Raw genomic sequence first — 14668 nt, 5'->3', positions numbered from 1 at the left:
GCCGCCTTATCCAGCATGGCCAAACCTTGCTCACGCTGGGCACGCAGGGCCACCAACTCACTGTCACGTACGGTCGGGTTGACCGCTTGCAACGCGGTCAGGCGCGCCAGTTCTTCGTCGGTGTCCGCCGCCAGGCGACGCTTGGCCTCGGCCACGCGCTCGGCATGTTGCGGGGTGATCTTCTCTTCACCGGCGTTGATCCGTGGCGTCAGCTGGTCGCGCTGGGCCTGGATGAACTTGTTGGCGCTGGCTCGTGGCACGCTTTCCAACTGGTCGTTGAGGGTCACGAATGACACACGGCTCGACAGGTCGTTGCCATTGGCATCCAGCAAGCAGCGCAGGGCGGCCGGCGGCAGGTAGCGGCCCAGTTGCAGCGAGCGTGGGGCAACCACTTCGCTGACATAGAGCAGTTCCAGCAACACGGTGCCCGGCTTCAGCGCCTTGTTCTTGATCAGCGCCACGGCGGTGTTGCCCATGGAGCCGGACAGCACCAGGTCCATGCCGCCCTGCACCATCGGGTGTTCCCAGGTGATGAACTGCATGTCTTCGCGCGACAGCGCCTGGTTGCGGTCGTAGGTGATGGTCACACCTTCGTCGTCGCCCAGGGGGAAGCTGGCGTCGAGCATCTTTTCGCTGGGCTTGAGGATCAGCGCGTTTTCCGAATGGTCTTCGCTGTCGATGCCGAACGCGTCGAACAGGGTTTCCATGTAGATCGGCAGGGCGAACTGGTCGTCTTGCTCCAGGATGTCCTCGACCAGCGCATCACCTTCACCCGCGCCGCCGGAGTTGAGTTCCAGCAGGCGGTCGCGACCAGTGTGCAGCTCTTCTTCAAGACGCTCGCGCTCGGCACGGGCCTCGTCGATCAGGGCTTGCCACTCGCCGTCGTCGGCGTTCTCCAGCAGCGGCAGCAGGCGTGGGCCGAACTGATGCTGCAAGGCGTTGCCGGTCGGGCAGGTGTTGAGGAAGGCGTTCAGCGCTTCGTGGTACCACTGGAACAGACGCTCTTGCGGGCTGGTTTCCAGGTACGGCACGTGCAGTTCGATCACGTGTTTCTGGCCGATCCGGTCCAGACGGCCGATCCGCTGTTCCAGCAGGTCGGGGTGAGACGGCAGGTCGAACAGCACCAAGTGGTGGGAGAACTGGAAGTTGCGGCCTTCACTGCCGATTTCCGAGCAGATCAGCACCTGGGCGCCAAACTCCTCATCAGCGAAGTAGGCGGCGGCGCGGTCACGTTCGAGGATGTTCATACCCTCGTGGAACACCGTGGCCGGAATACCGGAGCGCACGCGCAGCGCGTCTTCCAGGTCCATCGCGGTTTCGGCGTGGGCGCAGATCACCAGGACCTTGGTGCGCTTGAGCATTTTCAGCTGGTCGATCAGCCACTCGACGCGCGGGTCGAAGCGCCACCAGCGGTTTTCTTCTTCAATGTCCGGCTGCGACTGGAAGCTGACTTCCGGGTACAGCTCGGCGTGCTCGCCCAGCGGCAACTCGAGGTATTCGTCCGGGTTTGGCAACGGGTAGGCGTGCAGCTTGCGCTCCGGGAAACCCTGCACGGCGGCGCGGGTGTTGCGGAACAGCACGCGGCCAGTGCCGTGACGGTCGAGCAGCTCGCGCACCAGGCGTGCGCTGGCTTCGGTGTCGCCATCGTTGACGGCGGTGAGCAGGGCTTCACCTTCGTTGCCGAGGAAACCCTGGATAGTCTTATGTGCGGCAGGGGAGAGACGCCCCTTGTCCAGCAGCTCCTGCACGGCTTCGGCGACCGGGCGATAGTTCTCGCTTTCGGAGCGGAAGGCCGCAAGGTCGTGGAAGCGGTTCGGGTCGAGCAGGCGCAGGCGTGCGAAGTGGCTGTCCTGGCCCAATTGCTCCGGGGTGGCGGTGAGCAGCAGTACGCCAGGAATCACTTCGGCCAGTTGTTCGACCAGTGCGTATTCAGGGCTGGCCTTTTCTTCGTGCCATACCAGGTGGTGGGCTTCGTCGACCACGAGCAAGTCCCAGCCGGCGGCGAACAGTGCGTCCTGGGCCTTCTCGTCGTCCACCAGCCACTCCAGGGCTACCAGCGCAAGCTGTGTGTCTTCGAACGGGTTGGTGGCATCACTTTCGATGAAGCGTTCTTCGTCAAACAGGGCAACTTGCAGGTTGAAGCGGCGGCGCATTTCCACCAGCCACTGGTGTTGAAGGTTTTCCGGGACCAGGATCAGCACGCGGTTGGCGCGACCCGACAGCAATTGGCGATGGATCACCAGGCCGGCTTCGATGGTCTTGCCCAGGCCCACTTCGTCAGCCAGCAGTACCCGAGGCGCGATACGGTCAGCGACTTCGCGGGCGATATGCAGTTGGTGAGCAATAGGTTGCGCACGCACGCCACCCAGGCCCCACAGCGAGGACTGCAACTGGCGGCTGGTGTGTTCCAGCGTGTGGTAACGCAGCGAGAACCAGGCCAGCGGGTCGATCTGCCCGGCGAACAGACGGTCGCTGGCCAGGCGGAACTGGATGAAGTTGGAGAGCTGGGTTTCCGGCAGGGTGACCTGCTCGTTCTGCCCATTGAGGCCGTGATACACCAGCAGGCCGTCGACGTCGTCGACTTCCTGTACGGTCATTTTCCAGCCTTCGAAGTGGGTGATGCTGTCACCCGGCGAAAACCTCACGCGAGTGAGGGGCGCATTCCGTAGCGCATACTGGCGGGTGTCGCCAGTGGCCGGATAGAGCACGGTCAACAAGCGGCCGTCCTGTGCCAGAACGGTGCCTAACCCCAGCTCTGCTTCGCTGTCACTAATCCAGCGTTGCCCCGGTTGATACTGCTGCGCCATGCTGCCTGACTCCCGCCGTGAAAAAGCCGACTATCTTAACGGAACAAGCCCCCACGCCCAAGGACTCTGACAAAAACTACTCCGTTTGCGTGGGGGGCCGGAAGCCGAATCGACGGGTGGCGGGCACTTGGGAGTGTCGACTGGGTCACAGGTTGGCAACCCTGTGCTCAAGTCGCCCTGCAACCCGCCGACAGCCTGTTGATCAGGAGAATAATCACTATGCTGCCACCCATGCTGCCCGTCAGCGTTGTGCCGGTGACGTCACAACTCGATCCGGTGCGACAGAAGCCGGATATCCCGCCCGTGGTGCCAGTTCAACCGGGCTCCAACGAGAGCACCATCGACCTGAAAAAGGGCGACGCCGAGACGTCGGCCTTTTTGCTGCGCGAAGAACAACGCCGTCAGCAGGAACAACAGAAACGCCGGCGTGAAGCCGATGAAGACCCGGAGCAGCACCTGGCCATTCCGGGGGATGTGCTCAACGCCGACAACACCGTGCCGGTGGTGCCGCTGATCGAAGATGCCCCGCGCCAGGGCTTGTGGGTGGACGTCGAGGTTTAGTCGCGCAACTCGCGCAGCGCGGCCATCAGCAACTCGATATCGTGCTCGGTGTTGAGCGGGCTGACCGAGATCCGCGCCACGCTTTCCAGGCCCCGTGCCTGCATATCCAATGGCGTGTAGGCCACGCCGTTGGCGCCGATATTGATGCGCTTCAGGCCCAGGCGCCGCTTCAGTTCGAATGCATCCCAGCCGGCCAGGTTGAAGGCGATCAAGCCTGATTGCTGCGTGCCCAGGTCATGCAGGGTAATGCCTGCAATCCCACGCAATTCGTCGCGGATTCGCTCAGCGGTTTGCGACACCCTTTCCCAGACGCGCTCGATGCCCAGGCGATTCATCTCCTGTAGCGCATTGCCTAGGCCTGCGAGCAAGGCGAAGGAGGTCTCGCTGGTCTCAAAGCGCCGGGCGTCATTGCGCAGATCGAAACCCTGGGCGGTCCATGGCGCTGAAAACACGTCGCGCTGGGCCGGGCTCAAGCGTTCAAGAAAGTCCGGTCGCACATACAACAACGCGGTGCCCCGTGGGCCACGCAGGTGTTTGCGTCCGGCCGACTTGAGCACGTCGCACTGCAACGCTTGAACATCCACGGGCACTTGGCCGACGGCTTGCCCTGCGTCGATGAAGTAGGGGATAGCGTGACGCCTGGCCACTTCACCGATGGCTTGGGCGGGGTTGATCAGGCCGCCATTGGCTGGGAGCCAGGTGAGGTCGATCAGCTTGACGTGTGCATCGATCATCGATTCCAGCACCAGCGGGCAGACCGCGCCGGTCTCATCGCAAGGGATGGTTTCTACTCGGGCACCGGCCTGCACTGCCAGCTCCATGCTGGCCAGGTTGCCGCCCCATTCATGGCGGCCCACCAGAATGCGATCGCCCGGCTGCCAAGGCCCCAATGCCTGGAACGCCAGGCTCCAGGCAGTCGAGCCGCTGCCGGCAAAGGCGATCGAGGCGGCGGGTGCATTGAGCAGTTGCGCGGCGGCGCGGCGGGCTTTTTCCACCAGCACCGCGCCATGTTCGCCGGCTTCCATCGGGCCGTCGCGAGCTTCGCGTTGCAGTTGCTCAATGATTGCATCGAGGGTCGCCTGGCTGGGCAGGGATGCGCCGGCAGGGTTGAAGTGCACGATGCCGGATTGGCAGCCCGGCGTGTCGTCCCGCAGCTGCTGGACTTCGAGCGGGCTCACGGGCGTAACTCGAAAAGGGCATCCACCTCCACGGCTACGCCGGCCGGCAGGCTGGAGACGCCCACGGCGGTGCGCACATGTCGGCCTTGTTCGCCAAGGGCGTTGACCAGCAGGTTGGAGGCACCGTTGGCGACCACGCTCTGTTGCTTGAAATCAGCGCTGCTGGCGATGAATACCCCCAGGCGCACGGTGCGCACCAGGCGCGATAGGTCATCATTCAAGGCATTGCTCAATTGCCCCAGCAGGCCCAAAGCCGCCAATTCCGCCGCTTGTGCGCCTTCTTCATCGCTGAGGGATTCGCCCAAGCGACCGACGTAGGCGGGTTTGCCATCGACCAGGGGAATTTGCCCGGAAACGAACAGGTGGTTTTGGCTGATGACGTGGTTGATGTAGTTGGCAATTGGCTGGCTGGGGGTAGGCAGCGTGAGGCCAAGGGCTTGCACGCGTTCGCGGATGGAGTCGCTCATGATGAATCCTCTGGGTTCAGGAGGTTTCAGCATGTTGGCTGCATCGAGGGGCGACAAACGGATAGATCTCACGCGATGTATCGAAATAGCTCACGCGTCGGCGCAGGCTTCCTTCAGCCACTGGCTGAAACACGCGGTGGCTTCAGTGGCGGGGCCTTCGGGCGCGATGAGCCAGTAGCCGATGTCGCTGTGATAGGGCGGCCAGTCGAAAGCTTCCACCAGGCTGCCGTCCTGTAATCGACGCTCGATCAGGCGATGGCGGCCCATGGCGATGCCTTGTCCGGCGACGGCGGCTTCGACCACGATGTTGTAGTCGTGCAGCATTACGCGGGGATGGTGGGTGAGGTCGACCTGGTAGTGCGCAGACCAGTCGGTCCATTCAAAAGGGCGGTGCGAAGTGGCCATCAGCAACGGACTGTCCTGGCGTGCCTTGAATGACGGGCTGCACACCGGGGAGATAACCTCGGGCATGAGTCGCGTGGCCTGGACATCGGGCCAATCACCCTTGCCGTAGCGGATGGCCAGGTCGACCTCGGCGCCCGCGACATCTGCCAACTGAATCGCCGGCAACAACTCCACCTGGATATGCGGGTAACGGTTGAGAAAATCCGCCAAACGCGGCGCCAGCCACAGCGTGGCGAAAGATGCCAGTAAACCGACGCGCAATACGGTGGAGCTGGGGGCAACCCGCTGGGCACGCGTGGCGGCGGCGATGGCAACGAGGGCAGGGCGGATTTCGTCGTAGTACTGTTGGCCTTCGGTGGTCAGATCGATCGCGCGGGTGCGTCGGATGAACAGCGGTTTGCCTAGATGCTGCTCAAGTTTCTGCACCTGATGACTGAGAGCGCTCTGGGTTACCGACAACTCGCCGGCAGCCTTGATAAAACTCAAATGCCGCGCCACGGCTTCGAAGGCACGCAGTGCCAGCAATGGTGGAAGGTCCTTGTGCAGTGCCACCTGAGAGCGTCTCCGGGTTCGGGGAAAGGCCTCGATTTTGGGCGATGCCCTGCCTTTTGTCGCCCGCTGATTTGCCGTTGAGCGGGGGAGGCCGCATTATTGAGCCATTCCCTTCCACAGCGTAAGCCAAGCCATGAGTGAAGACGACAAGCTGATCGACCTGAATGCCGAACGCGCCAAGCGTGTGCATGACCTCAATGACAAGCGCCTGAATGAAGTGCGCCAGGCATTTGAACAAGCGATGCCACTCGGCAAAGTGAAGAAAAAGCCGAAGAACAAACCGAAAAAGCGTTGAAACAACCTGCATCCCTTGATGCAGGTCAGTTATTGCCCTTCTTTACGCCCCGTCGCGGGCGACATTGATCCCCGTCAATTTTCCAATTCGCCTTCTCCATTAACTTAGCCCTATCGCAACAGGGCAAGCACAGGAGGCCGGTCATGTTTATCGATAATGTGGTGTTTGCCGGAGTGCTGACTGTAAGCCTCATGGTGCTGTTTTTTGTAGGGTTTGGAATTTTTATCTGGAAAGACGCGAACAAGCGTAAAAAACCCTAGGTTTTTCCAGATTACATGAGCACGCAAGGCATTTTGGGCGACTTCGGTCGCCCTTTTTTTTGCCTGCTATTTGAGTCGGTTTCTACAGAAATACGAATATAAAAAAAGGTGCGACCCTCGCGGATCGCACCTTTTTTATTGCGGCAGGGTTATCAACTACCCAGCGCCTTCGACGCCAACCAGAACAACCCGGCCGACAAGCCTACCGTCGCCGGCAGGGTCAGCACCCAGGCCATCAGGATGGTTTTCACGGTGCCGCCTTGAAGGCCGCTTTTGTTCGCGACCATGGTGCCGGCCACGCCGGAAGACAGCACGTGGGTGGTCGACACCGGCAGCGCGAAGATGTTGGCAAAGCCAATCATGGTCGCGGTGGTGATCTGTGCCGACATGCCCTGGGCATAGGTCATGCCTTGCTTGCCGATCTTCTCGCCGATGGTCAGTACCACACGCTTCCAGCCCACCATGGTGCCCAGGCCCAAGGCCAGTGCAACGGCGAGGATCACCCAGAACGGGGCGTACTCCGTGGTGGCGGTCAGGTCTTTGCGCAGCTTGTCGAGGTCGGACTTCTCACGCGCATCCAGGCCTGGCAGCTTGCCGACTTTCTTTGCGGTGTCATCCAGGCAGAGCAAATAGCGACGCACTTCAATACGCTGGTCAGAAGTCAGCGAATGATAGTCGGACACGCCTTTCAAGGTGTCGACCAGCGCGTTGATGGTCGGCTCGGTCTGCTGTGGGTTGCACTGGAACTTGCCTGGCAGATCGTTCTTCACGCTTTTGCCCAGGGCCAGGAACTCGCCGAGCGTGGCGTTGTTGCGCTGGTAGAACTGGCTCAAATGCACGGTCGCATCGCGGGTACGTTCGATCTGGTAAGTGGTACTGCCCAGGTCAAGGACGAACTGCGCCGGCACGATACCGATCAGCACGAGCATGATCAGGCCGATGCCTTTCTGGCCGTCGTTGGAGCCGTGCACGAAACTCACGGCCATGGCGGAAATCACCAGCACCAGGCGGTTCCAGAACGGCGGGTGTTTCTTGTCGTCGAGCTTGCGGCGCTGGTCCGGGGTCTTGTGCATCTTCGACAGCGGGCGCCACCACTTCAGGCCGATCAGCACCAGGGCTGCGACCAGGAAGCCGGCCATTGGTGAGAACACCAGGGAGGCGCCGATATCGATCGCCTTCTGCCAGTTCACGCCGTCAGCCAGGGGGATGTCGTTGATCAAGGCATTGGCCAGGCCGACACCGAGGATCGAGCCGATCAGGGTGTGGGAGCTGGAAGCCGGGATACCGAAGTACCAGGTGCCCAGGTTCCAGGTGATCGCCGCCGCCAATAAAGAGAAGACCATTGCCAAGCCGTGGCCGGTGTTCACATTGATCAGCAACTCCACCGGCAGCAAGTGCACGATGGCGTAGGCGACACCGACACCGCCGAGCAACACGCCGAGGAAATTGAACACCCCGGAGAAGAACACGGCCAGGTGCGGCGGCATGGCTTTGGTATAGATGACTGTGGCCACCGCGTTAGCGGTGTCATGAAAGCCATTGATGAACTCGAAGGCGAGGACAAAGGCCAGGGCGAGCAACAGGCTCACGAGAACCCAAGCATCCAGTCCGCTGAATAAATCGATCATGAAGGTTTTCTGACCCGGTCGTAAGGGGGCGCGATTATGCCAGAAAACCTCAGTAATCGATGCACTAGCTGCTCATCGGTAACAATCTTCACCGAAAAAAACACCGGGAAAGGCGTGCATCCCAGGGTTTTCGGGGCTTTGGCAAGTCTTTGATTTATAAAGCAGAGGGGCCACAAGGCGGGGTTTTGTCACAAAAACGTCACGCCTGAAACATTTGTATGAAATTTTACCGTGGTGGTGGGATTCAAGGTTGCCGGCTGCTAGCTATATGCCAGCAGCCGAGGCAAAACCTTGAGGCTCGAACCGGATCGCTTATGGCTCTTCGGTTTTCAGCTCTTGTTCAATCTTTTGGATTTCCTGGGCAAATGCCTGGTCGAGCAGGCTGGCTCGCTTGCGCCATGGTTTGCGTTCAGGTTCAGGTTGGGCGGCGTAAGTGGTGACTTCTCCGCCGTAAACGTCCTTGTAACGTTGCTCCTGGCGCTCAAGTTCCGCGCGCAGTTCATCTTTCGTCACATCGTTACCTAATTGAGTTGAGTGTAAATTCGTTGCAGCGTTTTGCCGGAATGCGTGCTCGGCGTGTTCCAAGTTGGAGCGTAGAAACGTTCAAGTTTGGAATGGGAGCGGGCGGTCACTTGTTAGTGGTGCATTCGAGGCAGGTAATCGCGATCGACCCTGCACAGTGGGTGCATCTTATCTGGCGGTCCTTTCCAGATAAACAAACCAGGCGAGCCTGCACATAGCCTGCATTATAGCGGCGCCTTTGAATAACACTATCAGCTTAAAGTTAAAAACCGTCAACTTTGTGTGAGGGTTTTGTTACACGGGCGTGCCGGTAATTGCGTGAATTCTGACGTCATAAAATCCGCCCAACTTTGCAGACTAATAAGGACCGCTTAATTTCAATCAATCCTACGGCCAGGCTTACGGGGCTCACCGGCAAATTGCGATAATCGAATGATCGTCCGATAATCGCACAATGTTCTCGGCGCTGCCTTGTGCATCCCGGCTGACGCGGCTTGTAATAGCAGCCGAACCTCCCCTGCGGTCGACAATAAGAGAAAGGATCCCCGACATGAACGATCAATTGCGCAACTCTTTCGCGTCAGTGGCGCCGCCGATCGTTGCCTCTCCGGCCAAGCGTATCCAGGCGTTTACCGGTGATCCGGACTTCATGACTTCCCTGGCTCGCGGCCTGGCCGTGGTGCAGGCGTTCCAGGAGCGCAAGCGTCACCTCACCATCGCCCAGATCAGCCACCGCACGGAAATCCCTCGCGCCGCCGTGCGCCGTTGTCTGCACACTTTGATCAAACTCGGCTATGCCACTACGGACGGGCGTACCTATTCGTTGCTGCCCAAGGTGCTGACCCTTGGCCATGCCTATTTGTCGTCCACACCGTTGGCCGTGTCGGCCCAGCCCTACCTGGACCGCATGAGCGAGCAGCTCCACGAAGCCTGCAACATGGCCACCCTTGAAGGCGACGACATCCTCTACATCGCCCGCTCGGCCACCACCCAGCGCCTGATTTCCGTGGACCTGTCGGTGGGCGGCCGCCTGCCAGCCTATTGCACCTCCATGGGCCGCATCCTGCTTGCAGCGCTGGACGACGCCTCGCTGCAGGATTACCTCGACCACGCCGACCTGCAAACCAAGACCAGCCGCACCTTGACCACCCCCGCAGCGCTGTTCGAATGCCTGCAACAAGTGCGTCAGCAAGGCTGGTGCATCGTCGACCAAGAGTTGGAGCAAGGCCTGCGTTCCATCGCGGTGCCGGTGTATGACGCCTCGGGCCAGGTGCTGGCCGCGCTGAACGTCAGCACCCACGCCGGACGCGTCAGCCGCAGTGAGTTGGAACAGCGCTTCCTGCCGAGCATGCTCAGCGCCAGCCGTGAGTTGAGCGCGCAGCTGTTCGCTTAAGCTGTTCGGTCACCGCACAGATCCCGGTTTGCTCAATTGACGGTCTTTCCTGCGACTTATTACTGTGCGGCAGCGCTGTTGAAGCGCCCCAATAATAACGACGACCCCAGGTCGTCAGCCCGCCATCGGTGTGGAAATAAAAACAATGAATCAGCCTTCTGTCGGTTCCACGTTGGACGTCCAGTCCTTCATTAACGCCCAGCCACTGTCACGTTATCAGTGGCGCGTGGTGATCCTGTGCTTCCTGATCGTTTTCCTCGATGGCCTCGACACTGCCGCCATGGGTTTCATCGCACCGGCGCTGTCCCAGGACTGGGGCATCGACCGCGCCAGCCTCGGCCCGGTGATGAGCGCTGCGTTGATCGGCATGGTGTTTGGCGCCTTGGGTTCCGGCCCGTTGGCCGACCGCTTCGGCCGTAAAGTGGTGCTGGTGGGCGCAGTGCTGGTGTTTGGCGCGTTCAGCCTGGCGTCCGCCTACAGCAGCAACGTCGATCAATTGCTGGTGCTGCGTTTTCTCACGGGATTGGGCCTGGGCGCCGGCATGCCGAACGCCACGACGCTGCTGTCCGAATACACACCGGAACGCCACAAGTCATTGCTGGTGACCAGCATGTTTTGCGGCTTCAACCTGGGCATGGCGGGTGGCGGGTTTATCTCGGCCAAGTTGATCCCGGCGTTCGGCTGGCATGCCTTGTTGCTGATCGGCGGCATCCTGCCATTGATTCTGGTAGTGGTGCTGATGCTGTGGCTGCCGGAGTCGGCACGCTACCTGGTGGTGCGTAACCGGGGCACCGACAAGGTGCGCAAAACCCTCTCGCCCATCGAACCCAGCATCGTCGCCCAAGCCACCCATTTCAGCGTGCCCGAGCAAAAAACCGTCAAGGCGCGCAACGTGTTTGCGGTGATCTTCTCCGGTACCTACAGCGCCGGCACGTTGCTGCTCTGGCTCACCTACTTCATGGGCCTGGTGATCGTCTACCTGCTCACCAGTTGGTTGCCGACCCTGATGCGTGACAGCGGCGCCAGCCTGGAACAGGCCGCGTTTATCGGTGCGTTGTTCCAGTTTGGTGGTGTGTTGAGCGCGGTGGGCGTGGGCTGGGCGATGGACCGGTTCAATCCGCACAAGGTCATCGGCATCTTCTACCTGCTGGCCGGGGTGTTTGCCTACGCGGTAGGGCAGAGCCTGGGCAATATCACGCTGCTGGCAACCCTGGTGCTGGTTGCCGGGATGTGCGTCAACGGTGCGCAGTCGGCAATGCCGTCTCTGGCCGCACGTTTCTACCCGACCCAAGGTCGCGCCACTGGCGTGTCGTGGATGCTCGGCATTGGCCGCTTCGGTGCGATCCTCGGTGCCTGGATGGGCGCGACCTTGCTGGGCCTGGGCTGGAACTTCGAGCAAGTGCTCACCGCCCTGGTGATTCCTGCCGCATTGGCCACGGCCGCTGTCGTTATCAAAGGAATGGTCAGCCACGCCGACGCTACCTGATCATGGCCGCTTTTCCGGTGGGAGCTGGCTTGCCTGCGATGCAGGCGACTCGGTATGCAAGTGACACTGCGGCGATGCCATCGCAGGCAAGCCGGCTCCCACATTGACCGCATTCCTCCAGATTATTAGCTAGGCAACAATCCGTTCGATAATCGAACGCTGAGTCGATTATCGGATTGTTTGGCCCATTTCCCCGGCTTAATCTTCAAGCACTTCGGCGCCACCTCAGCGCCTTTTTCGATCCATACCGGGAGCCCGAACCCCATGGCTGAAATCCTCGCGCTGCGTGACGCGGTGAAGCAATTTGTGAACGACGGCGACACCGTCGCGCTGGAAGGCTTCACCCATCTGATCCCTACGGCAGCGGGTCATGAAATCATTCGTCAGGGCAAGAAAGACCTGACGCTGGTGCGCATGACACCTGACCTGATCTACGACCAGTTGATCGGTGCCGGTTGCGCCCGCAAGCTGATTTTCTCCTGGGGCGGCAACCCGGGTGTGGGCTCCTTGCATCGCCTGCGCGACGCGGTCGAGAAGCAATGGCCGCAACCGCTGGAAATCGAAGAACACAGCCACGCCGACCTGGCCAATGCCTACGTCGCCGGTGCCTCGGGCCTGCCGTTCGCAGTATTGCGTGCCTACGCTGGTTCCGACTTGCCTAAGGTCAACCCGCTGATCAAGACCGTGACCTGCCCATTCACTGGCGAAGTGCTGGCGGCGGTGCCGTCGGTGCGTCCGGACGTCACCGTGATCCATGCGCAAAAGGCTGATCGCAAGGGCAACGTGTTGTTGTGGGGCATCCTCGGTGTGCAGAAAGAGGCGGCTCTGGCGGCCAAGCGTTGCATCGTCACCGTCGAAGAAATCGTCGATGACCTGAATGCGCCGATGAACAGTTGCGTACTGCCGACCTGGGCGCTGACGGCGGTGTGTCATGTGCCGGGTGGCGCGCACCCGTCCTACGCCCACGGCTACAACGAGCGTGATAACCGCTTCTACCAGGCGTGGGACCCGATCGCCCGCGACCGTGGGACCTTTACTGCCTGGATCGATGAATACATCCACGGCACCGCCGATTTCACCGAATTCCAGGCCAGACTGGCCACCGCGCAGGAGGCCAAGTAATGGCTTACTCGACCAATGAAATGATGACCGTCGCCGCCGCGCGCCGCCTCAAGAATGGCTCCGTGTGCTTCGTCGGCATCGGCCTGCCGTCGAAGGCGGCCAACCTGGCGCGCCTGACCTCGTCGCCGGATGTGGTGCTGATCTACGAGTCCGGTCCGATTGGCGCCAAACCGTCGGTACTGCCGCTGTCCATCGGTGATGGCGAACTGGCGGAAACCGCCGACACCGTCGTACCGACCGGTGAGATCTTTCGCTATTGGCTGCAAGGCGGACGCATCGATGTGGGCTTTCTCGGCGCAGCCCAGGTCGACCGTTTCGGCAACATCAACACCACCGTGGTCGGTGACTATCACCAGCCTAAAGTGCGCCTGCCGGGTGCCGGTGGCGCGCCGGAAATTGCTGGTTCGGCCAAGAGCGTGCTGATCATCCTTAAACAGTCGGCGCGTTCGTTTGTCGACAAGCTCGACTTCATCACCTCGGTCGGCCATGGCGAAGGAGGTGACTCGCGTAAACGCCTGGGCCTGCCGGGCGCCGGTCCTGTAGGGATTATTACTGACCTGTGCATCATGGAGCCGGAAGAGGGCACCCATGAATTTGTGGTCACTGCGCTGCACCCTGGGGTGACCCGTGAGCAAGTGGTGGCCGCCACCGGTTGGGCGATCCGTTTTGCCGACCAGGTCGACACCACCGCCGAACCGACTGATGTGGAGCTGACCGCCCTGCGTGACCTTGAAGCACGTACCGCGGCCGCCCATGGCCAAGCGCCTGGAGAAGCCTGATGCGCGATGTATTTATCTGTGATGCCATCCGTACCCCCATCGGTCGTTTCGGCGGGGGCTTGTCCACCGTGCGTGCCGATGACCTGGCAGCGCTGCCGATCAAGGCGTTGATCGAGCGCAACCCTTCGGTGGATTGGACTGCCGTCGATGAAGTGTTCCTCGGCTGCGCCAACCAGGCCGGTGAAGACAACCGCAACGTGGCGCGCATGGCGCTGTTGCTGGCGGGCCTGCCGGAGAGCATTCCGGGTGTGACCCTCAACCGTTTGTGCGCCTCGGGCATGGACGCGATCGGCACCGCCTTCCGCGCGATTGCCAGCGGTGAAATGGAGCTGGCGATTGCCGGTGGCGTCGAGTCGATGTCCCGCGCGCCGTTCGTGATGGGCAAGGCCGACGCGGCGTTCTCGCGCAACATGAAGCTGGAAGACACCACCATCGGCTGGCGCTTTATCAACCCGTTGATGAAGGCCCAGTACGGCGTGGATGCAATGCCGCAGACGGCCGACAATGTGGCCGACGACTACAAGGTGTCCCGCGCCGACCAAGACGCTTTTGCCCTGCGCAGCCAGCAACGTACCGCTGCTGCACAAGCCGCCGGCTTTTTCGCCGAAGAGATCGTGCCGGTGCGGGTTGCGCATAAAAAAGGCGAAACTGTGGTGGAGCACGACGAGCATCCACGCGACACCACCCTGGAAGCCCTGGCCAAGCTCAAGCCGGTCAACGGCCCGGACAAAACCGTCACCGCTGGCAACGCCTCGGGCGTGAACGACGGTGCGGCGGCGCTGATCCTGGCCTCCGCCGAAGCGGTCAAGAAACATGGCCTGACCGCCCGCGCCCGCGTATTGGGCATGGCCAGCGCTGGTGTCGCGCCGCGTGTGATGGGCATTGGCCCGGTGCCGGCCGTGCGCAAGCTGGTCGAGCGTCTTGGCCTGGCCGTGACCGATTTCGATGTGATCGAACTCAACGAGGCCTTCGCCAGCCAAGGCCTGGCTGTACTGCGTGAACTGGGCATTGCCGACGACGCGCCGCAGGTCAACCCGAACGGCGGCGCCATCGCCCTCGGCCACCCGCTGGGCATGAGCGGCGCGCGGCTGGTGCTGACGGCCCTGCACCAACTCGAAAAAACCGGCGGCAGCAAAGGCCTGGCGACCATGTGCGTGGGCGTCGGCCAAGGCTTGGCCCTGGCGATTGAACGCATCTAATAAGAGAGGACTGC

General features: G+C 61.3%; 14 protein-coding genes. 8 read left to right on the top strand and 6 right to left on the bottom strand.

The features are described 5' to 3' along the window. The coding region (gene rapA, locus WH299_RS25300; protein WP_339551623.1) for an RNA polymerase-associated protein RapA at positions 1-2807 on the bottom strand (2807 nt) is incomplete at its 3' end. 219 nt (positions 2808-3026) lie between these two features. Here rapA and WH299_RS25295 point away from each other — a divergent pair. Further along, a complete protein-coding gene (locus tag WH299_RS25295) occupies positions 3027-3368 on the top strand; it encodes a hypothetical protein (protein WP_016975077.1) in 342 nt (113 codons plus the stop codon). Here the strand turns inward: WH299_RS25295 and WH299_RS25290 are convergent. From WH299_RS25290 to WH299_RS25280, 3 genes are all read right to left on the bottom strand, one after another. Then, entirely contained in the window at positions 3365-4546 is a 1182-nt protein-coding gene (locus tag WH299_RS25290; protein ID WP_339551621.1) for an aminotransferase class V-fold PLP-dependent enzyme, read from the bottom strand. The genes WH299_RS25295 and WH299_RS25290 overlap by 4 nt on opposite strands. Then, entirely contained in the window at positions 4543-5013 is a 471-nt protein-coding gene (locus WH299_RS25285; protein ID WP_339551619.1) for a RidA family protein, read from the bottom strand. Before WH299_RS25285 ends, WH299_RS25290 begins: the two co-directional genes overlap by 4 nt. A gap of 90 nt (positions 5014-5103) precedes the next feature. Beyond that, positions 5104-5970, bottom strand: a complete 867-nt coding sequence (locus tag WH299_RS25280) for a LysR substrate-binding domain-containing protein (protein WP_126569976.1) — start codon at positions 5968-5970, stop codon at positions 5104-5106. Between the two features lie 133 nt (positions 5971-6103). Between WH299_RS25280 and WH299_RS25275 the strand changes: the two genes are divergently transcribed. Together WH299_RS25275 and ccoM are read left to right on the top strand one after the other, a co-directional pair. Beyond that, positions 6104-6265 carry a hypothetical protein gene (locus tag WH299_RS25275; RefSeq protein ID WP_017137225.1) on the top strand — a complete coding sequence of 54 codons (162 nt, stop codon included), beginning with the start codon at positions 6104-6106 and terminating at the stop codon, positions 6263-6265. Positions 6266-6408: 143 nt separating this feature from the next. Continuing rightward, complete coding sequence (gene ccoM / locus WH299_RS25270; RefSeq protein WP_003172387.1) at positions 6409-6525, top strand: cytochrome c oxidase subunit CcoM; 117 nt, start codon at positions 6409-6411, stop codon at positions 6523-6525. Positions 6526-6677: 152 nt separating this feature from the next. Here ccoM and WH299_RS25265 read toward each other — a convergent pair whose 3' ends face one another. Together WH299_RS25265 and WH299_RS25260 are read right to left on the bottom strand one after the other, a co-directional pair. Continuing rightward, positions 6678-8153 carry an inorganic phosphate transporter gene (locus WH299_RS25265; protein ID WP_028619266.1) on the bottom strand — a complete coding sequence of 492 codons (1476 nt, stop codon included), beginning with the start codon at positions 8151-8153 and terminating at the stop codon, positions 6678-6680. 312 nt (positions 8154-8465) lie between these two features. Further along, entirely contained in the window at positions 8466-8666 is a 201-nt protein-coding gene (locus WH299_RS25260; RefSeq protein WP_003189295.1) for a hypothetical protein, read from the bottom strand. Between the two features lie 559 nt (positions 8667-9225). On the opposite strand from WH299_RS25260, the gene pcaR reads away from it, so the two are divergent. The 5 genes from pcaR (at position 9226) to pcaF (ending at position 14654) form a co-directional block, all read left to right on the top strand. Then, entirely contained in the window at positions 9226-10068 is an 843-nt protein-coding gene (gene pcaR / locus WH299_RS25255; protein ID WP_028619267.1) for a pca regulon transcriptional regulator PcaR, read from the top strand. Between the two features lie 145 nt (positions 10069-10213). Continuing rightward, positions 10214-11554: an MFS transporter gene (locus WH299_RS25250; protein WP_095015016.1), complete on the top strand. Its 1341-nt coding sequence runs from the start codon at positions 10214-10216 to the stop codon at positions 11552-11554. Positions 11555-11818: 264 nt separating this feature from the next. Next, positions 11819-12676 carry a CoA transferase subunit A gene (locus WH299_RS25245; protein ID WP_122724753.1) on the top strand — a complete coding sequence of 286 codons (858 nt, stop codon included), beginning with the start codon at positions 11819-11821 and terminating at the stop codon, positions 12674-12676. After that, positions 12676-13455, top strand: a complete 780-nt coding sequence (locus tag WH299_RS25240; RefSeq protein ID WP_028619270.1) for a CoA-transferase subunit beta — start codon at positions 12676-12678, stop codon at positions 13453-13455. The genes WH299_RS25245 and WH299_RS25240 overlap by 1 nt, the downstream gene beginning before the upstream one ends. Continuing rightward, entirely contained in the window at positions 13452-14654 is a 1203-nt protein-coding gene (gene pcaF, locus WH299_RS25235) for a 3-oxoadipyl-CoA thiolase (protein WP_185035896.1), read from the top strand. The genes WH299_RS25240 and pcaF overlap by 4 nt, the downstream gene beginning before the upstream one ends. Positions 14655-14668 lie beyond the last annotated feature (14 nt).

This window comes from Pseudomonas sp. MYb541 (genome assembly GCF_037479595.1).
Classification (GTDB): Bacteria; Pseudomonadota; Gammaproteobacteria; order Pseudomonadales; family Pseudomonadaceae; genus Aquipseudomonas; species Aquipseudomonas canadensis.
Note: the sequence above shows the minus strand (reverse complement) of the source record. Positions and strands in the feature narration are given on the sequence as shown.

Coding starts and splice junctions, on each gene's coding strand:
- WH299_RS25250 (WP_095015016.1), top strand. CDS start 10,214: ATGAATCAGCCTTCTGTCGGTTCCACGTTGGACGTCCAGTCCTTCATT.
- WH299_RS25295 (WP_016975077.1), top strand. CDS start 3,027: ATGCTGCCACCCATGCTGCCCGTCAGCGTTGTGCCGGTGACGTCACAA.
- WH299_RS25245 (WP_122724753.1), top strand. CDS start 11,819: ATGGCTGAAATCCTCGCGCTGCGTGACGCGGTGAAGCAATTTGTGAAC.
- WH299_RS25240 (WP_028619270.1), top strand. CDS start 12,676: ATGGCTTACTCGACCAATGAAATGATGACCGTCGCCGCCGCGCGCCGC.
- WH299_RS25275 (WP_017137225.1), top strand. CDS start 6,104: ATGAGTGAAGACGACAAGCTGATCGACCTGAATGCCGAACGCGCCAAG.
- pcaR (WP_028619267.1), top strand. CDS start 9,226: ATGAACGATCAATTGCGCAACTCTTTCGCGTCAGTGGCGCCGCCGATC.
- ccoM (WP_003172387.1), top strand. CDS start 6,409: ATGTTTATCGATAATGTGGTGTTTGCCGGAGTGCTGACTGTAAGCCTC.
- WH299_RS25285 (WP_339551619.1), bottom strand. CDS start 5,013: ATGAGCGACTCCATCCGCGAACGCGTGCAAGCCCTTGGCCTCACGCTG.
- WH299_RS25265 (WP_028619266.1), bottom strand. CDS start 8,153: ATGATCGATTTATTCAGCGGACTGGATGCTTGGGTTCTCGTGAGCCTG.